The 22474-nt window shown below is 66.8% G+C and carries 21 protein-coding genes; 6 read left to right on the top strand and 15 right to left on the bottom strand.

The features are described from left to right. Positions 1-32 precede the first annotated feature (32 nt). The 11 genes from gcl to ACIPRI_RS11875 all read right to left on the bottom strand — a co-directional run bounded on the left by gcl (position 33) and on the right by ACIPRI_RS11875 (position 13154). Positions 33-1823, bottom strand: coding sequence for a glyoxylate carboligase (gcl, locus tag ACIPRI_RS11925; protein WP_446621640.1), 1791 nt, complete (start codon positions 1821-1823; stop codon positions 33-35). Between the two features lie 184 nt (positions 1824-2007). Further along, entirely contained in the window at positions 2008-2937 is a 930-nt protein-coding gene (locus ACIPRI_RS11920) for a LysR family transcriptional regulator (protein WP_446621639.1), read from the bottom strand. Continuing rightward, positions 2934-3920 carry a quinone oxidoreductase family protein gene (locus tag ACIPRI_RS11915; RefSeq protein ID WP_446621638.1) on the bottom strand — a complete coding sequence of 329 codons (987 nt, stop codon included), beginning with the start codon at positions 3918-3920 and terminating at the stop codon, positions 2934-2936. Before ACIPRI_RS11915 ends, ACIPRI_RS11920 begins: the two co-directional genes overlap by 4 nt. A 74-nt stretch (positions 3921-3994) precedes the next feature. Beyond that, entirely contained in the window at positions 3995-4792 is a 798-nt protein-coding gene (locus tag ACIPRI_RS11910; RefSeq protein WP_446621637.1) for an SDR family oxidoreductase, read from the bottom strand. A 10-nt stretch (positions 4793-4802) separates the two neighbouring features. After that, positions 4803-5735, bottom strand: coding sequence for a DMT family transporter (locus ACIPRI_RS11905; protein WP_446621636.1), 933 nt, complete (start codon positions 5733-5735; stop codon positions 4803-4805). A gap of 10 nt (positions 5736-5745) precedes the next feature. Further along, on the bottom strand, positions 5746-7359 hold the full coding sequence (locus tag ACIPRI_RS11900; protein WP_446621635.1) for a gamma-glutamyltransferase family protein: 1614 nt from the start codon (positions 7357-7359) through the stop codon (positions 5746-5748). Between the two features lie 5 nt (positions 7360-7364). Further along, positions 7365-8339 (bottom strand): Bug family tripartite tricarboxylate transporter substrate binding protein, encoded by a 975-nt coding sequence (locus tag ACIPRI_RS11895; protein ID WP_446621634.1) that lies wholly within the window; start codon positions 8337-8339, stop codon positions 7365-7367. Between the two features lie 89 nt (positions 8340-8428). Further along, complete coding sequence (locus tag ACIPRI_RS11890; protein ID WP_446621633.1) at positions 8429-9943, bottom strand: tripartite tricarboxylate transporter permease; 1515 nt, start codon at positions 9941-9943, stop codon at positions 8429-8431. Between the two features lie 10 nt (positions 9944-9953). Beyond that, positions 9954-10442: a tripartite tricarboxylate transporter TctB family protein gene (locus ACIPRI_RS11885; protein WP_446621632.1), complete on the bottom strand. Its 489-nt coding sequence runs from the start codon at positions 10440-10442 to the stop codon at positions 9954-9956. A gap of 113 nt (positions 10443-10555) precedes the next feature. Then, positions 10556-12352 carry a GspE/PulE family protein gene (locus tag ACIPRI_RS11880; protein WP_446621631.1) on the bottom strand — a complete coding sequence of 599 codons (1797 nt, stop codon included), beginning with the start codon at positions 12350-12352 and terminating at the stop codon, positions 10556-10558. Positions 12353-12407: 55 nt separating this feature from the next. Next, positions 12408-13154 carry a spermidine synthase gene (locus tag ACIPRI_RS11875; protein WP_446621630.1) on the bottom strand — a complete coding sequence of 249 codons (747 nt, stop codon included), beginning with the start codon at positions 13152-13154 and terminating at the stop codon, positions 12408-12410. Positions 13155-13218: 64 nt separating this feature from the next. Between ACIPRI_RS11875 and ACIPRI_RS11870 the strand changes: the two genes are divergently transcribed. Beyond that, on the top strand, positions 13219-14052 hold the full coding sequence (locus ACIPRI_RS11870; RefSeq protein WP_446621629.1) for a mechanosensitive ion channel family protein: 834 nt from the start codon (positions 13219-13221) through the stop codon (positions 14050-14052). Positions 14053-14100: 48 nt separating this feature from the next. Here the strand turns inward: ACIPRI_RS11870 and ACIPRI_RS11865 are convergent, their stop codons facing one another. Together ACIPRI_RS11865 and ACIPRI_RS11860 are read right to left on the bottom strand one after the other, a co-directional pair. Next, positions 14101-14433, bottom strand: a complete 333-nt coding sequence (locus ACIPRI_RS11865) for a hypothetical protein (protein WP_446621628.1) — start codon at positions 14431-14433, stop codon at positions 14101-14103. Between the two features lie 131 nt (positions 14434-14564). Beyond that, the gene (locus tag ACIPRI_RS11860; RefSeq protein ID WP_446621627.1) at positions 14565-15425 is read right to left on the bottom strand and encodes a TatD family hydrolase; all 861 of its coding nucleotides are present in this window, start codon (positions 15423-15425) and stop codon (positions 14565-14567) included. Positions 15426-15530: 105 nt separating this feature from the next. On the opposite strand from ACIPRI_RS11860, the gene ACIPRI_RS11855 reads away from it, so the two are divergent. From ACIPRI_RS11855 to ACIPRI_RS11835, 5 genes are all read left to right on the top strand, one after another. Then, the gene (locus ACIPRI_RS11855) at positions 15531-16544 is read left to right on the top strand and encodes a S1C family serine protease (protein ID WP_446621626.1); all 1014 of its coding nucleotides are present in this window, start codon (positions 15531-15533) and stop codon (positions 16542-16544) included. A 101-nt stretch (positions 16545-16645) separates the two neighbouring features. Next, on the top strand, positions 16646-17611 hold the full coding sequence (locus tag ACIPRI_RS11850) for an AAA family ATPase (protein WP_446621711.1): 966 nt from the start codon (positions 16646-16648) through the stop codon (positions 17609-17611). Then, positions 17592-18584, top strand: a complete 993-nt coding sequence (locus tag ACIPRI_RS11845; RefSeq protein ID WP_446621625.1) for a DUF58 domain-containing protein — start codon at positions 17592-17594, stop codon at positions 18582-18584. Before ACIPRI_RS11850 ends, ACIPRI_RS11845 begins: the two co-directional genes overlap by 20 nt. Further along, positions 18581-19621, top strand: coding sequence for a VWA domain-containing protein (locus ACIPRI_RS11840; protein WP_446621624.1), 1041 nt, complete (start codon positions 18581-18583; stop codon positions 19619-19621). Before ACIPRI_RS11845 ends, ACIPRI_RS11840 begins: the two co-directional genes overlap by 4 nt. A 33-nt stretch (positions 19622-19654) precedes the next feature. Then, positions 19655-20416 (top strand): SDR family NAD(P)-dependent oxidoreductase, encoded by a 762-nt coding sequence (locus ACIPRI_RS11835; protein ID WP_446621623.1) that lies wholly within the window; start codon positions 19655-19657, stop codon positions 20414-20416. Positions 20417-20448: 32 nt separating this feature from the next. Here ACIPRI_RS11835 and lolD read toward each other — a convergent pair whose 3' ends face one another. Beyond that, positions 20449-21183: a lipoprotein-releasing ABC transporter ATP-binding protein LolD gene (lolD, locus tag ACIPRI_RS11830; RefSeq protein WP_446621710.1), complete on the bottom strand. Its 735-nt coding sequence runs from the start codon at positions 21181-21183 to the stop codon at positions 20449-20451. A 7-nt stretch (positions 21184-21190) separates the two neighbouring features. Continuing rightward, a complete protein-coding gene (locus ACIPRI_RS11825) occupies positions 21191-22447 on the bottom strand; it encodes a lipoprotein-releasing ABC transporter permease subunit (RefSeq protein ID WP_446621622.1) in 1257 nt (418 codons plus the stop codon). Between the last annotated feature and the right edge of the window lie 27 nt (positions 22448-22474).

Here is a 22474-nt window from a genome sequence, read left to right as displayed (position 1 = left end):
GCAGGAAAAACGCCGCTTTTTCGCTCGGCCATTCAGTCCAGCAGGCCGGCCAGCTCCAGGCCCTGGCGTCCCGCCGGATGGCGGCAGTCGATCTCCTCGAACTCGTTGATCTTGTCGATCTCGGTGCCCATGGCGATGTTGGTCACCTTCTCCAGGATCACCTCCACCACCACTGGCACGCTGAACTTCTGCGCCATGGCCCGCGCTTCCTGCAGTGCGCCCTGGATCTTCTCGGGGTCGGTCACGCGCAGCGACTTGCAGCCCAAGCCGCGCACCACCGCCTCGTGGTCCACGCCGTAATTCTGCAGCGTCGGGTCTTCCACGTTCTGGTTGTCGAAGGCCAGCTGCACGCAGTAGTCCATGTCGAAGTTGCGCTGCGCCTGGCGGATCAGGCCCAGGTAGCTGTTGTTCACCAGCACGTGCACATAAGGCAGGCGGAACTGCGCGCCCACGGCCAGCTCTTCGATCATGAACTGGAAGTCGTAGTCGCCCGACAGGCCCACCACCTGGCGTGTGGGGTCCGCCGCCACCACGCCCAGCGCTGCCGGCATGGTCCAGCCCAGCGGGCCGGCCTGACCGCAGTTGATCCACTGGCGCGGGCCGAACACGTTGAGGAACTGCGCGCCGGCGATCTGCGACAGGCCGATGGTGGTCACGTAGGTGGTGTCGCGTCCGAAGGCCTTGTTCATCTCTTCGTACACGCGCATCGGTTTGATCGGCGTCTCGGTGAAATGGCTCTTGCGGTGCATCAGCTTCTTGCGCTCGGCGCAGCGGCCCGACCATTCGCTGTAGTCGCGCAGCTTCTTGGCGGCCATGCGCTCGCGCGCCACCTGCACGAACAGCTCCAGCGCGGCCTTGGCGTCGCTGACGATGCCAAGGTCGGGATTGAACACGCGGCCGATCTGCGTGGGCTCGATGTCCACGTGCACGAAGGTGCGGCCCTTGGTGTAGACCTCGACCGATCCGGTGTGGCGATTGGCCCAGCGGTTGCCGATGCCCAGCACGAAGTCGCTGGCCAGCATCGTGGCGTTGCCATAGCGGTGGCTGGTCTGCAGGCCGCACATGCCGGCCATCAGCGGGTGGTCGTCGGGGATGGAACCCCAGCCCATCAGCGTGGGAATCACCGGCACGCCAGTGAGCTCGGCGAACTCCACGAGCAAGTCGGATGCGTCGGCATTGATGATGCCGCCGCCGGCCACGATCAGCGGCTTGCTGGCGGCGCTGAGCATGTCCAGCGCCTTCTCGATCTGCTTGCGCGTGGCGGCCGGCTTGTAGACCGGCAGTGGTTCGTAGCTGTCGATGTCGAACTCGATCTCGGCCATCTGCACGTCGAAGGGCAGATCGATCAGCACCGGGCCGGGGCGGCCCGAGCGCATCAGGTGAAAGGCTTGCTGGAAGACACGCGGCACCAGCGCCGGCTCGCGCACCGTCACGGCCCATTTGGTCACGGGCTTGGCGATCGATTCGATGTCCACCGCCTGGAAATCTTCCTTGTACAGGCGCGCGCGCGGTGCCTGGCCGGTGATGCACAGGATCGGGATCGAATCGGCAATGGCCGAATACAGGCCCGTGATCATGTCGGTGCCGGCGGGGCCGGAGGTGCCGATGCACACGCCGATGTTGCCGGCGCGGGCCCGGGTGTAGCCCTCGGCCATGTGCGAGGCGCCCTCGACGTGGCGCGCCAGGATGTGGCTGATCGACTGGCGCTCGCGCATTTGCGCGTACAGCGGGTTGATGGCGGCGCCAGGCACGCCGAAGGCTTGCGAGACGCCTTCCTTTTCCATCACGAGCACGGCCGCCATCGCGGCTTTCATCTTGGCCATCTTCAGTCTCCTCGGGCATTGAGTTGCGTTGGAGCGGATGGTCGCGGCGCAGCGCCGCCCGCGCTAGCCGTGGCTGGCGCATAACGTCTATTCCTTCGTGGAATGGCGACATGGCGGCCGCGCCTCCTCCTCTGGAGGTGGCGAATTACACGCAGCGAAGCGAAGTGAAAAGCCGGGAGGCTCTTCAGTGCGGAAAGTCCAGCGGCACGATCTGCGCGATCAGGTCCGTGCCGTCCGCCAGCAGAAAGTCCTTGAAGGCCTGCGCCACCGGCGGCAGGCGCTTGGTGCGCCGATGCACCACGTACCAGTTGCGCATCAGCGGAAAGCCCTGCACATCGAGCACGCTGAGGCTTCCGGTCTTGAGCTCCAGGCTGATGGTGTGGCCCGACATGAAGCTCACGCCCATGCCGGCGATCACCGCCTGCTTGATGGTCTCGGTGCTGCGGATCTCCATGGCCACGCGCATCTCGCCGATGTGTGCGCCCAGGCCCTCTTCCATCGAGTTGCGCGTGTCCGAGCCTTTCTCGCGAACGACGAAAGGCTCCTTCATCAGCCGCGCCATCGGGATCTTCTTCTTGCCGCACAAGGGGTGCGTCGGCGGCGCCACGATCACGTAGGGGTGCGGCGCAAAGGGCTGGTTGACGGTGTCCAGGTCGGTGGGCGGGCGCACCATGATCGCCAGGTCGATCTGGTTCTCGGCGATGTGGCGCAAGAGGCCTTCGCGGTTGTGCACCGTGAAGTTGAGCGACACGCCCTTGTGCCGCCCCGCGAACTCCACCAAAAGGCGCGGAAAGAAATAGTCGCCCGCGCTGATCACGCCCACGTTGAGCTTGCCGCCCGAGACGCCGCGGTACTGCGTCATCGCGTTCTCGGCCGCTTCGAACTGGCCGATGATGGCGCGGCTGATCTCCAGCAGCTCGGTGCCCGCCGGCGTCAGGTAGATCTTCTTGCCGAACTGCTCGAACAGGGCATTACCCGCGTGCTCTTCCAGCTTGCCGACCTGGGTCGACACCGCCGGCTGCGTCAGGTGCAGTTCCTCGGCCGCGCGCGAGAAGCTCAGGTGCCGCGCCACCGCCTCGAAGACCTTCAGCTGGCGCAGCGTCGCGTTCTTCACAGGGTGAGAACGGTGCAGCCGGTGGTCTTGCGTGCTTCCAGGTCGCGGTGCGCCTGCTGGATGTCTTCCAGGGCATAGCGCTGGTCGATCGGGATCTTCACCGCGCCACTTTGCACCACGGCGAACAAGTCGTCGGCCATGGCTTGCGTGGCCTCGCGCGTGCTGATGTGCGTGAACAGGGTGGGCCGCGTCACGTAGAGCGAGCCCTTGGAAGCCAGCGTGCCCAGGCTGATCGGCGGAACCGGGCCCGAGCCGTTGCCGAACACCGCCAGGAGGCCGAAGGGCCGCAGGCAGTCGATCGAGCCTTCCCAGGTGTCCTTGCCCACCGAGTCGTAGGCCGCCTTCACGCCCTTGCCGCCGGTGATCTCCTTGACGCGCTGCACGAAGTTCTCGCTGCTGTAGTTGATGGCATGCGCCGCGCCATGGCCGAGCGCCAGCTGGCACTTGGCGTCGGTGCCGGCGGTGCCGATCAGCTGCAGGCCCAGGGCCTTGGCCCATTGGCAGGCGATCAGGCCGACGCCGCCGGCGGCCGCGTGGAACAGGATGAAGTCGCCCTGCTGCAGGCCCTCGGCCGGCAAGGTCTTCTTCAGCAGGTATTGCGTTGTCAGGCCCTTGAGCATCATGGCCGCGCCGGTCTCGAAGGAGATCGCATCGGGCAGCTTGCACACGCACTTGGCCGGCATCACGCGCAGCTCGCAGTAAGCGCCCGGCGGGTTGCTGGCGTAGGCGGCGCGATCGCCCGCCTTGAGGTGCGTCACGCCCTCGCCCACCGCCTCCACCACGCCTGCGGCCTCCATGCCCAGTTGCAGCGGCAGCGGCAACGCATACAGGCCGCCGCGCTGGTACGTATCGATGAAATTGAGGCCCACCGCCTTGTGGCGGATGCGGATCTCGCCGGGGCCCGGCTCGCCGACCTCGACCTCAACCAGTTTCAGTTCTTCGGGACCGCCGTTGCGGTCGATGCGAATGGCTTTGCTCTTCATGGCATGCGTTCCTTCAACTTGTGACAGGCGCACATCCTGCCATGAAGGCATTGGCCTTGCTTGGGCTCAGAAGCTCAATACGTGCCCGGATAGGCACCACCGTCCGCGAGGATGTTCTGGCCGGTCATGTACCCGGCCTGCTGGCTGCACAGGAAGGCGCAGATGGCGCCGAACTCTTCGGGGTTGCCGAAGCGCCTGGCCGGAATGGTCTTCTTGCGTGCTTCCCACACGGTCTGGAAGTCCTGCCCGGTCTTCTTGGCGCTGCCTTCCATGGTGCCCTTGAGCCGGTCCGTCTCGAAGGCGCCCGGCAGAAGGTTGTTGATGGTCACGCCCTTGGCCGCGATGGCGCTGCGCGCCACGCCGGCCACGAAGCCCGTCAGCCCGCTGCGCGCGCCGTTCGACAGGCCCAGGATGTCGATCGGCGACTTCACCGAGCTGGACGTGATGTTGACGATGCGGCCGAAGCCGCGCGCGGCCATGCCGTCCACGGTGGCCTTGATCAGTTCGATGGGGGTCAGCATGTTGGCGTCCACCGCCTTGATCCAGGCCTCGCGGTCCCAGTCGCGGAAGTCGCCCGGCGGCGGGCCGCCGGCGTTGGTGACGACGATGTCGAAATCGGGTTGCACCGCAAACACGGCGGCGCGGCCGGCTTCGGTGGTGATGTCGGCCGCCACTGCCTTCACCCAGGGCTTGCCGGGCGCGCCGGCCGCGACCGCGCTCAGCTTGGCGGCTGCGTCCTCCAGCACCTGCGCACCGCGCGCCACGATCACCACGTTGACGCCTTCGCCCACCAGCGCCTGCGCGCAACCAAAGCCAAGGCCCTTGCTCGCGCCGCACACCAGCGCCGTCTTGCCTGCAATTCCAAAGTCCATGTGAAATTTCCTAGCGCCCTGAGCGCGTGAATACAAAGATGCCTGCGAGGACGAGGAGCGTACCTGCGGCAATCCACATCGTGAACGGCTCGCCCAGAATGACCACGCCCATGAGGATGGTGGACATGGGGCCGACCATGCCGGTCTGCGCCGCCATCGGCGCGCCGATGCGCTCGATGGCCATCATCACGGCCAGCACCGGCAGCGCGGTGCAGACGGTGGCGTTCAGCACCGACAACCAGATCACCTGCGGCGCCACCGCAAAGGCGGTGTCCAGCGGGCGCAGCAACGCGAACTGCGCGATGCACAGCAGGCAGGCCACGCTGGTGGCCAGGCCCACCAGCCGCATTGACCCGAGGCGCTTGACGAACTCGCCGCTGTACACGAGGTACAGCGCATAGCTCACCGCGCTCAGGAAGACCAGCAGGGTGCCCCAGGCCGCGGCGCTGCTTGCGCCCAGCGCCGCCTCATGGCCGAACACCAGCAGCACGCCGGCGTAGCTGATCGCCATGCCGCCCATCTGCATGCGGGTGATCCTGCGGCGATAGAACAGCCAGCCGAACAGCAGCACCAGGGTCGGGTTGAGATACAGGATCAGCCGCTCCAGGCTGGCCGTGATGTAGGCCAGGCCGGCAAAGTCCAGGAAGCTCGCCAGGTAGTAGCCCGAGAAGCCCAGCCCCAGCACGCCCAGCCAGTCCTTGCCCGTCAGCGGCGGCTTGCCGCGCCCAGCCCACCATGCCATCACCGCGAAGAGCGGCAGCGCAAAGAGCATGCGCAGCATGATGAGCGTGACCGCGTCGACGCCGTAACGGTAGGCCAGCTTGACGATGATCGCCTTGCCGCTGAAGGCGATCGCCCCCACGGTGGCCAGGATCAGGCCGGGGGCAAGGCTCTTGTTGTGCGAAGCGTCCGGCGAAGCGGGAGCGCTGGACGCTGCTGTCATTGGTCTCTTGTCAATATCCTGCTGCAAGGCCGTCGCGGCGCGGGTCGCTGGCGGCCACATAGCCCTCCACCGCCGGATCGCCGGCGCGCCAGATGAACTGGCCGGCGCCGAAGTCCTGGTAGGAATCGTTGATCACTTCCATCTTGTGGCCCAGGGCCGACAGGCCTTGCACGGTGGCCGGGTTCATGGCCGCCTCGACGTTGATCTCCAGGCCGGCGTTGAAGCGCCAGCGCGGCGCATCGCAGGCGGCCTGCGGCGCCTGGCCGTAGTCGAGCATGCGCACCAGCGTCTGCATGTGGCCCTGCGGCTGCATGTTGCCGCCCATCACGCCGAAGCTCATCACCGGCTGGCCGTCCTTGGTGAGGAAGGCCGGGATGATGGTGTGGAAGGGTCGCTTGCCCGGCGCCACCTGGTTCGGGCTGCCATCTTTCAGGCTGAATCCATGGCCGCGGTTCTGCAGGCTGATGCCGAACTCGGGCTCCACGCAACCCGAGCCGAAACCCATGTAATTGCTCTGGATGAAGCTCACCATCATGCCGCTCTCGTCGGCCGCCGTGAGGTAGATGGTGCCGCCCTTGACCGGGTTGCCCGCCTTGAAGTCCTGCGCCTTGTTCACGTCGATGAGTTTGGCACGCGATGCGAGGTACGCGTCATCGAGCATTTGCGCGGGGGTCACCTCCATCGACGATGGCTCGGAGACATAGCGATAGACGTCGGCAAAGGCCAGCTTCATCGCCTCGATCTGCAGATGCTGCGAAGCCACCGAATCGACCGGCAGCGATGCGATGTCGAACTTCTCGAGGATGCCCAGCGCGATCAGCGCGGCGATACCCTGGCCGTTGGGCGGAATCTCGTGCAGCGTGTAGCCGCGGTAGTTGCGCGCGATGGGCAGGGCCCATTCGGGCTTCCAGGCGGCCATGTCGCTGGCCTTCAGGCTGCCGCCGTGCGCGATGGAAAACTTCTCGATGGCCTGCGCGATCTCGCCGCGGTAGAAAGCCTCGCCCTTGCTCCGGGCGATCGCCTTCAAGGCGCGCGCCGCGGACGGAAACTTGAACAGATCGCCCACCTTGGGCGCCCGCCCCCAGGGCAGAAAGGCTTCGCGAAAGCCCGGCTGCGACTGCAGCAGCGGCGCGGCCGCTTCCCACTTCTGCTGCACCACCGGCGGCATCAGGTAGCCGCGCTCGGCAATCTCGATGGCCGGCGCCATCAGGTCGGCAAAGGGCAGCTTGCCGAAGCGCTCCGACAGCGCGGCCCAGGCGCCGACGGCGCCGGGCACGGTGACCGAGTCGATGCCGCGCATGGGCGGCGTCGCGCTGTCTGCGCCGTATTTCTTCTTGAAGTACTCCGGCGTCCAGGCCTGCGGTGCGCAGCCCGACGCGTTCAGGCCATGCAGCTTCTTGCCGTCCCACAGGATGCAAAAGGCATCGCCGCCCAGGCCGTTGCTCACCGGCTCCACCAGGGTCATCACCGCAGCCGTGGCCACCGCCGCATCGACCGCGTTGCCGCCCTGCTGCAGGATGCGCAGCCCGGCCTGTGCCGCCAGCGGATGCGAGGTCGACACCACGTTGCGCGCGAACACCGGCAAGCGGGTGCTGAGGTAGGGGTTGTCGTAGTTGAACTTCATGGCGCTCATTCGTTGGTGATCTTGCGCTCGACGATGATCTGCTTCCACTTGGCCCCGTCCTGCGCCATCAGCCTGGCCAGTTGCTCGGGGGTGCTGGCGACCGGTTCGATGCCCAGGCTGGAAAGCTTGTCATTCAGTTGCGGATCGGCCAGCGCCTCGTTGGCCGCCTTGTTCAAGCGCGCCACCAGATCGGCCGGCAGGGCCTTGGGCCCATAGAGGCCGAACCAGGTGTTCGATTCGAAGCCCGGCAAGGTCTCGGCCACTGTCGGCAGGTCCGGCGCCAATGGGCTGCGCTTTTGCGACGTCACGGCCAGCCCGCGCAGGCGGCCGTCGCGCACGAAGGGCATGCCGGTGGGCAGCGAGTCGAACAGCACGTCGACCTTGCCGCTGACCAGGTCGGGCATGGCCAGCGCCGTGCCCTTGTACGGAATGTGCGTCACGAACACACCGGCCTGCGCCTTGAACAGCTCGGCCGTGAGCTGCACGATGGTGCCGTTGCCGCTGGACGCGTAGTTGAGCTTGCCGGGATTCTTCTTGGCGTAGTCGATCCACTCGCGCACCGTCTTGGCCGGCGAGCTGACCGGCACCAGCATGATGCTGGGCGCATTGCCCACGTGGGCAATGGGCGTGAAGTCGCGCGCCGTGTCGTAGGGCACCTTGGTGATGGCCGGGCCGATGGCGTGGGTGCTGGTGGTGCCCAGCAGCAGCGTGTAGCCATCCGGCGCGGCCTTGGCCGCCAGGTCGGAGCCCAGCGAGCCGCCGGCGCCCGGCTTGTTGTCGACCACCAGGGTGGTGCCCAGCTTCTCGCCCATCTTCTGCGTGAGCGCGCGCGCAAACAGGTCGGTGGCGCCGCCGGCCGGGAAAGGCACGATCAGGCGGATCGGCTTGGCGGGATAGCCCTGGGCGTAGACCGCCAAGGGCAGCAGCACGGACGCAGCACAGGCGCCCAGCAAGGAAGTGACGAGTGTTCTGCGTTTCATGAAGATGATTTTCCCTCAGCGCCTGCTTGCGCCCGAATAAAAAGAGAACGGCACCCGAAGGTGCCGTCCCTTGATGGAAGTGGATGGCCTCAGTCGACTTCGACGAAGGCTTCCTCCCGTTTGGATTTGACCGCCGGCAGCAGCACGATCACCAGCAGCAGCAACGCCGCCGCCAGCAGGCCGACCGAGATCGGCCGCGTGACGAACACGCTCCAGTCGCCGCGCGACAGCAGCAGTGCGCGCCGCAGGTTCTCTTCCATCATCGGGCCCAGGATGAAGCCCAGCAGCAGCGGCGCCGGCTCGCAACCCAGCTTGAAGAACAGGTAGCCGATGAAGCCGAAGGCACCCACCATCCAGATGTCCCAGGTGTTGTTGTTCGTCGAGTACACGCCGATGGCGCAGAACAGCACGATCGAAGGAAACAGGAAGCGGTAGGGCACCGACAAGAGCTTGATCCACATGCCGATCAGCGGCAGGTTCAGGATCACCAGCATCGTATTGCCCAGCCACATCGAGGCGATCAGGCCCCAGAACAGCTCGGGGTTGCTGGTCATCACCTGCGGGCCCGGCTGGATGTTGTGGATGGTCATCGCGCCCACCATCAGCGCCATCACTGCGTTGGGCGGAATGCCCAGCGTCAACAGCGGAATGAAGGAGGTCTGCGCGCCGGCGTTGTTGGCCGCCTCGGGCGCCGCCACGCCGCGGATGTTGCCCTTGCCGAAGGGCACTTCACCCGGCTGCAGCTTGGTCTTCTTCTCGATGGTGTAGGCCGCGAAGGCCGCCAGCAGCGCACCGCCGCCCGGCAGGATGCCCAGCGCGGAACCCAGCGCCGTCCCGCGCAGCACCGCGGGCGTCATGCGCTTGAAGTCTTCCTTGGTCGGGAACAGGCCGGTCACCTTGGCGGTAAAGACCTCGCGCTCTTCCTCGGGCCGTGCCAGGTTCGCGATGATTTCGCCATAGCCGAACACGCCCATGGCGATGGCCACGAAGCCGATGCCGTCGGTGAGTTCGGGCACGTCGAACGAGAAGCGCGCCACGCCGGAGTTCACGTCAGTGCCCACCAGGCCCAGCAGCAGGCCCAGCACGATCATGGCCACGGCCTTGAGCAGCGAACCCGAAGCCAACACCACGGCGCCGATCAGGCCCAGGATCATCAGCGAGAAGTACTCGGCCGGGCCGAACTTGAAGGCCAGTTCGGTCAGCGGCGGTGCAAAGCCGGCCAGGATCAGCGTGCCCACGCAGCCGGCAAAGAACGAGCCCAGGCCAGCGGCCGCCAGGGCCGGGCCGGCGCGTCCACGCTTGGCCATCTGGTGGCCGTCGATCACGGTCACCACCGAGGACGACTCGCCCGGCAGGTTGACCAGAATGGCGGTGGTGGAGCCGCCGTACTGCGCACCGTAGTAGATGCCGGCCAGCATGATCAGGGCCGACACCGGCGGCAGCGCGTAGGTGGCCGGCAGCAGCATGGCGATGGTCGCCACCGGGCCGATGCCGGGCAGCACGCCGATCAGGGTGCCCAGGATGCAGCCGATCAGGCAATAAAGCAGATTGGTGAAGGTGAAGGCAACGCCAAAACCCACCGAAAGGTTGTTGATCAGTTCCATGATGCGGGCCTCAGCCGGTGATGAAGGTGGGCCAGACCTGGATCTGCAGCTTCAGCAGCCAGATGAAAGCGATGTAGCTGCCCACTGCGAGCACGGTGGCCAGTGCGAGGACCGACTTCAACGCATGCTTGCTGCCGGCCTGCGCGGCGATGAGCACCAGCGCGTAGATGGCGATGATCAGGCCCATGGCCGGAATGCCGAAGCTGGGCAGTCCGCCCAGCAGCAAACCGAAGGCCAGATTGGCGCCGAGAATGAATACGACCTGCTTCCAGGCCCACTTGCCCACCGGCTCGCCGTCGGCAGTTTCGACGGTCATGCCCTCGAACGTGATGACCAGGCCGATCAGCGTAAGCACGATGCCCAGCATCAGCGGGAAGTACCCAGGACCCATGCGCGCACCGCTGCCAACGTTGTAGGTGGTTGCGCCCCATGCGAAGGCAACCCCGACGGCGGTGAACATGAGGCCCGCGAAAAAGTCTCTCTGACTTTTGATTTTCACGAACAGTCTCCTCGATTCGATATTCGAACCTGCGGATTCTGCGGGCTGCCAGGGGCCGTCTCGATGTGGATTCCACCTAGCAAAGCGCTAGGGTAATCCCTGAAAACACGGCGCTACTCGAGCGGCGGCGTCGCGCTCAAGACTTCCTCGATGGTGGTGTGGCCCTCGGCCACGCGCAAGGCACCGGCCAGGCGCAGCGGCCGCATGCCGTCGGCCACCGCCTGGCGGCGCAGGGTGGTGATGTTGGGTTCCTTGTGGACTTCGCTCTTGAACTCTTCGCTCAAGGTCAGCAGCTCGTACAGGCCCATGCGCCCGCGGTAGCCCGTCATGCGGCAGTCCACGCATCCTACCGGCCGGTAGGCTCGCACCGAGCCGGAGATCTGCCACGGCTTGACGAACTGGTCGAGCTTCTCGCGCGTGATCGATTCGTCCGGCTGCTTGCAGTGCGGGCACAGGGTGCGCACCAGGCGCTGCGCCAGCACGCCCAGCATCACGGCGTTGATCAGGTAGGACGGCACGCCCAGCTCCATCAGCCGGGTGATGGCGCTGGGCGCATCGTTGGTGTGCAGGGTGCTGAACACCAGGTGGCCGGTCAGCGCCGCCTGCACCGCCATCTCGGCGGTGGCCAGGTCGCGGATTTCGCCCACCATGATGATGTCCGGGTCCTGCCGCATCAGCGCGCGCAGCCCTTCGGTAAAACCGAAATCGAGCTGGGGCTGCACCTGCGTCTGGTTGAACGAGGCCTCGATCATTTCGATCGGGTCTTCGATGGTGCTGACGTTCACCTCTTCGGTGGCCACGCGCTTCAGGGTGGAATAGAGCGTGGTGGTCTTGCCCGAGCCGGTGGGGCCGGTCACCAGGATGATGCCGTGCGGCCGCATCACCAGCTGCTCCCAGCGCTTGGCGTCGTGCTGCGCAAAGCCCAGCTCGTCCAGGTTCTTCACCGTGGTGTCGGGATCGAAGATGCGCATCACCATCTTCTCGCCGAAGGCGGTGGGCAAGGTCGACAGGCGCATCTCGACTTCATCGCCGCGCAGGTTGCGCGTCTTGATGCGGCCGTCCAGCGGGCGGCGTTTTTCCACCACGTCCATGCGGCCCAAAAGCTTGATGCGCGCGACCATCGCGTTCATCACGCCCATCGGCATCTGGTAGGCCGGATGCAGCACGCCGTCGATGCGAAATCGGATCACGCCCTGCTCGCGGCGCGGCTCCAAGTGGATGTCGCTGGCGCGCTGGTCGAAGGCGTACTGCCACAGCCAGTCGACCACCTGCACCACGCTCTGGTCGTTGGCGTCCAGCTGCTTGTTGCTCTTGCCCAGCTCCACCAGCTGCTCGAAGCTCGCCGCGCTCGATGCACCGCCGGCTTTCTGCGCCGCCCGCACCGACTTGGCCAGGGCGAAGAATTCGGCGGTATAGCGATGGATATCGCTGGGGCTCGCGACCACGCGCCGCACCGAGCGGCGCGACTGGCGCTCCACCTCGCCCACCCAGTCCATGACGAAGGGCTCGCAGGTCGCCACCACCACTTCGGTTGGCGTGACCTGCACCGGCAGCACCTTGTGGCGCTCGGCGTAGGCTGCGCTCATGGTGTCGGCCACCTTGCCCACATCGACCTTGAGCGGATCGATGCGCAGATAAGGCAGCCCGGCGCGGCCGGCCAGCCATTGGGTGAGCATTTCCAGGTCGAGCGGCTTGCCGTCGCTCTCGCGCGTCATCGCCACTGCGGCCAAGCGCACCAGCGGAGCCTGCCGGCTCTCGGCGCGGGCACAGCGCGCAATGGTGCGCTGCGCCTCGGCCGGCGAGATCACGCCGTCGCGCGCCAGCCACTCGATCACCAGCTTGAGCTCGAGCAGACCCTGGTGGACGGACGGGGTGGTGGACGTTGAAACGGAAATTGGCGATGCGCTCATTGAATAACCTCCGCGCTGCGCGCTGCGGTATTCGCCTTGGGAACGGCCCGGCGGCTCATGGACTGTAGGCTTTGAACACCCGAAGCCATTTGGACGCGGGCAAGCTCCACCGAGTCTGTATGGTTTGCGCACGCTCGGCAAGCGTGGCGCGGCTCGGGCGACTGGGCTCGCGCTGTGCCAGCACCACCGTGTTGCCTTCGCGCGTCGGACGGAAGGCCCACACGGCTTCTTCGCCAAAGGCCGCGACGATCTTTTCCAGGCTGCGTTCGTAGCTGGAGGAGCGGCCGAACAGGTTGACCGTCATGCAGCCATCTTCGGTCAGCAGGCTGCGGCAATCGCGATAGAAGTCTTCCGTGTCCAATACCGGCGCCGCCGCCTCGTGGTCGTACAGGTCGACCTGCAGCGAATCGACACTGCCCTGCCACTGCGCCTTGCGGACTTCCACCGCGGCATCGGCAGTGATCACCTGCAACTTGACGTCGTCCGGCGGCAGCTTGAACCAGCCGCGGCAGGCAGCCAGCACCTGCGGGTTGAGTTCGATCGCGGTGGTGCGCATGCGCAGCTGCTTGCGGCAGAACTTGGTGAGCGCGGCAGCGCCCAGGCCCAGCTGCATGGCGTGGCGGTTCAGCACGCTGGACGGCTCCACGAACAACAGCCAGGCCATCATGCGCTGCACGTATTCGAGCTGGATTTCAAAGGGCGCATCCAGCTTCATCGAGCCTTGTATCCACTCGGTGCCCAGATGCAGGTAGCGCACGTCTCCCCAGTCGGAGAAGTTGACTTCAGGCAGTTCGTTTGTCATGAGGGGCTGAGCATAATAGCCCTCGCTTTTGCCGGCCCCGGCACCTAATAAGGAGAAAAGCAGAATGAATACGGAAGCGATCTGGACCTTCTTGACCACCCAAGGCGCGGACTTTGGCTTCAAGGTCATTGGCGCACTCATTGCCTGGGCCATCGGCCGCTGGCTGATCGGCCTGGCACAGAAGCTGGTGGCCAAGGCGCTGGAGCGCGGCAAGCGCATGGACGCGACGCTCAGCAACTACCTGGTGTCGATCCTTGGCGTGATTCTCAACATCGTCCTGATCCTGGCGATCCTCGACATGTTCGGCGTGCGCACCACGTCCTTCGCCGCCCTGCTGGCAGGCGCAGGCCTGGCCATCGGCACCGCCTGGGGCGGGCTGCTGACGCACTTTGCCGCCGGCGTGTTCCTGCAAGTGATGCGGCCCTACCGCGTGGGAGACTTCATCTCTGCAGGCGGCGTCACCGGCACCGTGAAGGAGCTGGGCCTGTTCGGCACGACCATCATCACGCCCGACAACGTCAGCACGCTGGTGGGCAACAACAAGGTACTGAGCGACACCATCCAGAACTTCAGCACCCTGGGCTTTCGCCGGGTCGACACCACCGCCAAGGTGGCCAACGGCGTGGACGTGAACAAGGCCATCGAGTTGTTGAAGTCTGAGCTGGCGAAGATTCCCAACGTCTCGACCGAGCAGCCGCCGGATGTCGAGATCCTGCAGTTCACGCCCGAAGGCCCGCTCCTGGCAGTGCGCCCCTACACGCACACCGACCACTATTGGCAGGTGTACTTCGACACGCACCGCGCGGTGGTGAAGGTGTTCGGCGCGGCCGGCTTCCCGACGCCCGAGACGCCGATCGCGCATCGCACCATCGCGCCACCACCGCGAGTCGCGGCCTGAAAAAGAAAAACCCGCCGATGGCGGGTTTTTCTTTGGAGAGCGCGCGCGTCAGGGCTTCTTCTTGACCGCCTCGTTCTGCTCGGTGCCCGGGATCTTCTCGCCGATCTTGTTGCCGGCATTGCGGGTGCCGGTAATGGCCGCATCGCCTGCGCCGGTCACGGCCTTGCCGGTGGCATCGGCGGCCTTCTTGGTACCGCGCTTGGTGGCGTCCCAGCCCTTTTCTGTCCCACTCTTGGTGGCGTCCCAAGCCTTTTCGGTGCCGCTCTTGGTGGCGTCCCAGGCCTTCTCGGCGGTATTGGGCTCGGACTGCGCCAGGGCCGGACCGGCCACGGCCAGCGACATGGCCAGGACGAGGGGCAGTCGATTGAAAGTTCGATTCATGCTTCTAGCTCCTTTTGTAGGTCTTGGTGGCGCTATGGAATTTGCCACGCTTTTGAAAAATGCGCCAACGCATCCCAAGGATGACACTAAAACCCCCGGATCCGCGAAGCCCGCGAACTCGGGCTCATCGACTACACGCCATGTAGGCCGTTGCCCGACACGGAAAGCAGCGCAGCCAGCCTTGGCAGTGCCCCGACCGCATTGGCAGTGGCGGCTTGCGCCAGTGTCTCCAGCGACAGGCCGCGCAACTGCGCGACCGCCTGTGCGATACGGGGCAACTCGGCCGGTTCGTTGCGGCCCTGGGGCTGGCCCTCGCTGCGCTCGGCCTGGGTGGTGTAGAGCCAGTGCGGCGGGATGTCCGGGGCGTCGGTTTCCATAACGATGGCCGACAGCGGCAGGCCGGCTGCCAGGCGGCGCAGGCGCAGCGCACGCTCGAAAGTGACGGCGCCGCCAAAGCCCAGCTTGAGCCCCAGCTCGATGCAGGCCTGGGCCTGCTGCTCGCTGCCATTGAATGCATGGGCGATACCGTGCCAGGGCCGCCCGCCCTGCGCCACGCGCAGCGCCTTGAGCACCTGGTCGACCGAGCGCCGCACATGCAGCAGCACCGGCAGGTCGTGCTTGCGGGCCAGCCGCAACTGGGCTTCGAAGATGTGTTCCTGTTGCCCGGGAACCATGCCTGGCGCGAAGTAGTCCAGCCCGATCTCGCCGACGGCCACCAGCCGCGGGTCGTCGCGATGGGCCGTCAGCGCGGTGTCGAGCGCCGCCAGGTCGGCCTCGGTGGCGCCGGCCGCGCACAGCGGATGGATGCCCAGCGCATAGGCGTCGCCCTGGGCATGCGCCAGTTCGCGCACGGTGTCGAAGTTGAAGGCCGCCACCGCCGGAATCACGCACAGCGCCACATCCTGCGCCGCCGCGCGCGCACGCATGGCGGCGCGATCGGCGTCGAACTCGGATGCGTCGAGGTGACAGTGTGTATCGACAAGGCGAGCCATCGGCCGATGATGCCCCAAGAGCTTGTCCGATCAGATGCAAGCGCGCGCAAAGCGTGCTACCGTGAAGCCTCACGTGTCCTCTTTGTGAAAAGGCGGAGGTGCCCGATGCGCAGGCCTGCTTTGTACAGCCGTTCGCCCCGCGCGCCGCAACAAGCGGAAGGTGTGGGCGAAGTGGACCAGCCGCAGGCCTCGATGGGCCCGGCCCATGCTTCCGATGCTGCCGATGACGCAGCAGCGGCGCCTGCTGCGCCAAGCGCCCCACGGCGGCGCTTCGGCTGGCGCAGCGGCATCGCACTCACGGTGCTGCTGTCGGCACTGGGCGCCAGTGGCTACTACTACCTGCCGCCCCAGACCGCCCACCAGCTCACCCAGAAAGACATCGATGCCGCCGTGCTGCGCAGCCTGCAGACGGCGAGCCTGCCTTCGGCTGCGGCCCGCGCGGCCGACATCATCCGGCCCTCGGTGGTCGAAGTGGTGGCATTGGGCCCGGAAAAGTCCACGCCCGCCGCCAAGGTCGAGAAGCGCGGCCGCAACCTGGCGCGCGGCAAGCCGCCCCAGGCCGACCCGCCACCCGGCGAGGTCGAGCGCGGCGTCGGCACCGGCGTGGTGATCGTCGACAAGGGCGTGATCCTGACCAACCTGCACGTGGTCGCCGGCGCCGAGAAGATCAAGGTCACCTTTGCCGACGGGCTGGAAGCCAACGCCTCCATCATCGGCCTGCAGCCCGAGAACGACCTGGCCGTGCTGCAGGCCGACAAGATTCCGGACGACCTGTTCGCCGCCACCATGCGTTCCACCGGCGACCTGCAGCCGGGCGACAACGTGGCGGTGGTGGGCTTTCCCTTCGGCATCGGCCCCTCGGTGTCGGCCGGCGTGGTGTCCGGGCTGAAGCGCTCCTTCCGATCGCCCGAGGGCCAGCAGGAAATGAGCAACCTGATCCAGTTCGACGCGGCCGCCAATCCCGGCAATTCGGGCGGGCCGCTGGTCAACATGAACGGCGAGGTGCTGGGCATCGTCACCGCCATCCTCAACCCCACGCAGCAGCGCACCTTCATCGGCATCGGATTTGCCGTGCCGATCGAGAACGCGGCTTCGGCCGCCGGCATGCCGCCCTTCTGAATTCAATTCAAGGAACACCGCGCATGAACTCAGCAGACAACAACCCCGCCAGCGCCAGCCACACCGCGGCAACCGCCGCTGCCGACAGCAGCAGCGAGCTGATGGAGCGAATCCTCTACGAGGTCAAGCGCGTGGTGGTCGGCCAGGACCGCTTTCTCGAGCGGGTCATGGTCGGCATGCTGGCCGAGGGCCATCTGCTGGTCGAAGGCGTTCCGGGCCTGGCCAAGACGCTGACCGTGAGGACCCTGGCCGACACGGTGCAGGGCCGCTTCAAGCGCATCCAGTTCACGCCCGACCTGGTGCCGGCCGACCTGGTGGGCACGCGCATCTACAACCAGAAGACCGGCGACTTCAGCACCTCGCTGGGCCCGGTGTTTGCCAACCTGCTGCTGGCCGACGAAATCAACCGCGCGCCGGCCAAGGTGCAGAGCGCGCTGCTCGAGGTAATGCAGGAGCGCCAGGTCACCATCGCCGGCGAAACGCACAAGGTGCCGCGCCCCTTCCTGGTGATGGCCACGCAGAACCCGATCGAGACCGAAGGCACCTACCCCTTGCCCGAGGCGCAGGTGGACCGCTTCATGATGAAGGTGCTGGTCGACTACCCGAGCGATGAAGAAGAATTCGTGATCGTCGAGCGCGTCATCGGCCCGCTGGTGCAGGCCAACCCGATCGCCACCACCGAGCAGCTGGCGCTGCTGCAGGCGCAGGCGCGGCGCATCTACGTCGACCCTTCGCTGATCCAGTATGCGGTGAAGCTGGTGTCGGCCACCCGCACGCCGGAAAAGCACGGCCTGAAGGACATGCGCCGCTTCATCACCTTCGGCGCCAGCCCGCGCGCCAGCATCAACCTCACCGAAGGCGCGCGCGCCCTGGCGCTGCTGCGCGGACGCAGCTATGCGCTGCCGGAAGACATGACGGCACTGGCGCCGGACGTGCTGCGCCATCGCGTCACCCTGTCCTACGAAGGCTTGTCCGAAGGGCTCACGCCCGACGGCCTGATCGAGCGCATCATGCGCGCTGTACCCGCGCCATCCAAAGTCATGGAACATGAAAAGCTGGTGGCCTAACCGGCGCCAACCCGCCGCCAACGACGAAGCGCTGAACGCCCAGGCGGCGGCAGCCGGCGTCGAGCGCGCCCTGCGGCGGCTCGAGTGGACGGTGATCCGGCGGCTCGACGGCCTGCTGCAGGGCGACTACCGCACCCTGATGCGCGGCACCGGCCTCGACCTGGCCGACCTGCGCGAATACCAGCACCACGACGACGTGCGCCACATCGACTGGAACGTCACAGCCCGGCTGCAGGTGCCGCATGTGCGCGTCTTCACCGAAGACCGCGAGATGGCCGCCTGGTTCGTGCTGGACCTGAGCCGCTCGGTCGATTTCGGCTCCGGCCCGAGGGCCAAGCGAGAGATCTCGGCCGGCTTCGTCGGCGTGGTGGCACGCCTCCTGACGCGCCATGGCAATCGCGTCGGCGCGCTGGTCTATGGCAGCAACCTGGAGGCGGTGATTCCGCCGCGCACAGGACGCGCCCACGTGCTGCATATCCTGCATGCCATGGAGCGGCGGGCCGAGGTGCGCGGCGCCAAGCCCGGCGGCACCACCCGCCTGGCCGAACTGCTGGACGCCGCCGGCAGCGTCATCCGGCGCCGGTCCACCGTCTTCGTGGTGTCCGATTTCCTGAGCGCCCCCGGCTGGGAGCGCCCGCTGGGTCGGCTGGCCCTGCGGCACGAGGTGCTGGCGGTGCGCCTGTTCGACCCGCTGGAGCTGGAGTTGCCCGACCTCGGCCTGGTGCCGCTCACCGATGCCGAAACCGGCGAGCAGCTCTGGGTCGATACGCATGATGGCGGCTTTCGCAAGCGCTTCACCCGCCTGGCCCGCGAGCGCGAAGACGCCTTGCGCGAGGCCCTGTCGCGCGCCGGTGTCGACGCGCTGGAACTCTCGACCCAGGACGACCTGGTGGAAGCCATCGTGCGCTTTGCCGAATTGCGCAAGCGCCGGGTACGCACCGGCCTGGCCTATGCAAAGGCGGTGGGATCATGAACTTCCTCTGGCCCCAGTTTCTCTGGCTGCTGCTGGCGCTGCCGCTCCTGATGCTTCTGTATCTGTGGCTGCTGGCGCGCAAGAAGAAGATGGCGATCCGCTATGCCAGCCTGTCCATCGTGCGCGAAGCCATGGGTATGGGGCAGAGCCTGCGCCGGCACATTCCGCCCTTCCTGTTCCTGCTGGCCATGGCGGCGCTGCTGCTGGCGGCCGCGCGGCCGATGGCGGTGGTGATGCTGCCGTCGAACCAGCAGACCATCGTCCTGGCGATGGACGTGTCGGGCAGCATGCGCGCCGCCGACGTGCAGCCGAACCGGCTGGTCGCCGCGCAGAACGCAGCCAAGAGCTTCCTGAAGGAGTTGCCGCGCACGGTGAAGGTGGGCATCGTCGCCTTTGCCGGCAGCGCGCAGGTGGCGCAGCTGCCCACCGTCAACCGGGAAGACCTGGTGACGGCCATCGACTCCTTCCAGCTGCAGCGCGGCACCGCCACCGGCAACGGGCTGGTGGTGGCGCTGGCCACCCTGTTTCCGGACGCCGGCATCGGCATCGACGATTTCGCGCCCAAGTCGACGCAGCGCGGCGTGCCGATCGAGCAGGCGGGCAAGACGCCCCAGAAGGATTTCGTGCCGGTGGCGCCCGGCTCCTACACCTCGGCCGCCATCATCATGCTGACCGACGGCCAGCGCACCACCGGCGTCGACCCGCTGGACGCGGCCAAGCTGGCCGCCGACCGTGGCGTGCGCGTCTACACGGTGGGGGTGGGTACGGTGGATGGCGAAACCATCGGCTTCGAGGGCTGGTCGATGCGGGTACGGCTCGACGAGGAAACCCTGAAGGCGATCGCCAACAAGACGCAAGCCGAATACTTCTATGCCGGCACCGCGAGCGACCTGAAGAGGGTCTATGAAACGTTGAGCTCGCGCCTGACGGTCGAGAAGAAGGAAACCGAGGTCTCGGCCCTGTTCGCGTTGGGGGCAGCGGTGCTGATGCTGCTGTCGGCCGGCCTGTCGCTGCTCTGGTTCAACCGGATTCTCTAGCAGCAATTTCCTGGAATGAATGGAAAGGTTCGGATGTTCGATCTGAAAGGCAAGGTCGCGCTCGTCACCGGCGGCAATGGCGGCATCGGGCTGGGCATGGCCAAGGGCCTGGCGCAGGCCGGGGCGCGGGTGGTCGTGGTCGGGCGCAACGCAGCCAAGTCGGCCGCCGCGGTCGATGCACTGCGCGCGCTGGGCAGCGACAGCTTCGCGCTGGAAGCCGACGTGACCGACGAGGCGTCGGTGCACACGCTCTTCGAGCAACTGGAAGCACGCTGCGGCCGGCTCGACATCCTGGTGAACAACGCCGGCACCACCATCCGCAAGCCGGTCGACCAGTTGCAGCTGTCGGAATGGAACCTGGTGATGGACACCAACCTCACCAGCGCCTTTCTGTGCAGCCGCGCCGCGCATCCCCTGATGAAGCGCGGCGGCAACGGCGGCAAGATCATCAACATCGGCTCGATGGCCTCGATCTTCGGCATGCCCTACGCGCCGGCCTACGGCGCCAGCAAGGGCGGCATCGTGCAGCTCAGCAAGGCCATGGCTGCCTCCTGGGCGGCGGACGGCATCCAGGTCAACGCCGTGCTGCCGGGCTGGATCCAGACCGAGCTGACCGACGGCGCCCGGGCCCAGGTGCCCGGCCTCAACGAACGGGTGATCGCCCGCACTTGCGCCGGCCGCTGGGGCCAGCCCCAGGATCTGGCGGGCGTGGCGGTGTTCCTGGCCAGCAGCGCCTCGGACTTCATCACCGGCACCGCCATCCCGGTGGACGGCGGCTACTCGATCACGGCCTGAGAGGCTGAGAGTCTTTCAAGCGGTGTTTTGCCTCAGCCGGCCAGGCGCCCCGCCGTCAGGCGCAGCACGCGGTCGCAGCGCGCCGCCAGGCCTTCGTCATGCGTGACCATGACGAAAGCCGTGTGGCGCTGGCGCGCCAGCGAGAGCATCAGCGCGAACACGCTGTCGGCGGTGGCGCGGTCCAGGTTGCCGGTGGGTTCGTCGGCCAGCACGCAATCGGGTTGCGTCACCAGCGCACGGGCAATGGCCACGCGCTGGCGCTCGCCGCCCGACAGTTCGGCCGGCCGGTGCGCCAGGCGCTCGGCCAGGCCCACCGCCGCCAGCATCTGCGCGGCCGCTTCGCGCGCGCGGGCCGGCGTTTCGCGGCGAATCTTCAATGGCATGGCCACGTTGTCCAGGGCGCTGAACTCTGGCAGCAGATGATGGAACTGGTAGACAAAGCCCAGGTGCCGGTTGCGCAGGCGCCCCTGCTCGGCCGCGTCCACATGCGCCATGTCTTCGCCATGCAGCTCGACATTGCCGGCGGTGGGCGCGTCCAGACCGCCCATCAGGTGCAGGAGCGTGCTCTTCCCCGAACCCGAGGCGCCGACGATGGCCAGCGTTTCGCCGGCGCGCACGTCCAGATCCACGCCATGCAGCACCGTGAGGTCGATGCGGCCTTCATGGAAGCGCTTGGTGAGGCCCCGAACCTTCAGCACCACGCCATTGCTGTTGGCCGGGGCCGAGGGGCCGCGCAGCGGCTGGGCAGCGATGGCTTCTTCCTTCATCACCAGATCACTCATAGCGCAGCGCCTCCGCCGGATTGACGCGGCTCGCGCGCCAGCTCGGGTAGAGCGTTGCGGCAAAGGCGAGGATGAGCGAGATGACGGTGATGGGCAGAATGTCCGATTGCTGCGGGTCGCTGGGCATGCGGCTGATGAGGTAGATGTCCTTGGGCAGGAAGCTGGCCTGGAACAGTTTTTCCAGCGCCGGCACGATGACGTCGATGTTGTAGGCGATGCCCAGGCCCAGCAGCAGCCCGCCGATGGTGCCGATCACGCCCACCATGGCGCCCTGCACCACGAAGATGCCCATGATGCTGCGCGGGCTCGAGCCCAGGGTGCGCAGGATGGCGATGTCGGCGCGCTTGTCGGTCACCGTCATCACCAGGGTCGACACCAGGTTGAAGGCGGCCACCGCCACGATCAGCGTGAGGATGATGAACATCATGCGTTTCTCGACCTGCACCGCGGCGAACCACGTCTTGTTCTGGCGCGTCCAGTCGCGGATCAAGAAGGAGCCCGGCAGGGTCACGGCCAGTTCGTCGGCCACCTGGCGGGCCTGGTGCAGGTCCTTGAGCTTCAGCCGGATGCCGCTCGGCCCTTCCAGGCGGAACACCTTGGCCGCGTCCTGCTCGTGGATCATGGCCAACGCCGAGTCGTATTCGTAGTGCCCCGAATCGAAGGTGCCCACCACCTTGAACTGCTTGAGCCGTGGCACCACGCCGGCCGGCGTGACCTGGCCGCCGGGCGCGATCAGGGTGACCATGTCGCCCTCGCGCACATAGAGCGAGCGCGCCAGGTCGCCGCCCAGCACGATGCCGAATTCACCGGGCACCAGCCGCTCCAGCGCGCCCTTCTGCGCGGTGGTGGCGATGTCGGTGACCTGGGGTTCCAGCTTGGGTTCGATGCCGCGCACCAGCACGCCCTTCATGTCCTCGCCGCGCGCCAGCAGCGCCTGGGCCGCGACGAAAGGCGCCGCGCCCACCACCTGCGGGTTCTTGCGCGCCGCCGCCATGATGGCGTCGATGTCCTGCAAGGCCTGACCGTCGCGCGAGAAGATCTCGATGTGCGAGACCACGCCCAGCATGCGGTCGCGCACTTCCTTCTGGAAGCCGTTCATGACCGACAGCACGATGATCAGCGCCGCCACCCCCAGCGCGATGCCGAGCATCGACACGCCGGAAATGAAGTTGATGAAGCCGTTGCGCCGCGTGGCCCGCCCGGCGCGGGTGTAGCGCCAGCCGAGCTGCAGCTCGTAGGGAAGTTTCATGGCGGAATTGTGGCATCCCGGACAATA

Source organism: Variovorax sp. LARHSF232, assembly GCF_052871435.1.
This window is presented reverse-complemented; position numbering and strand designations above follow the sequence as displayed.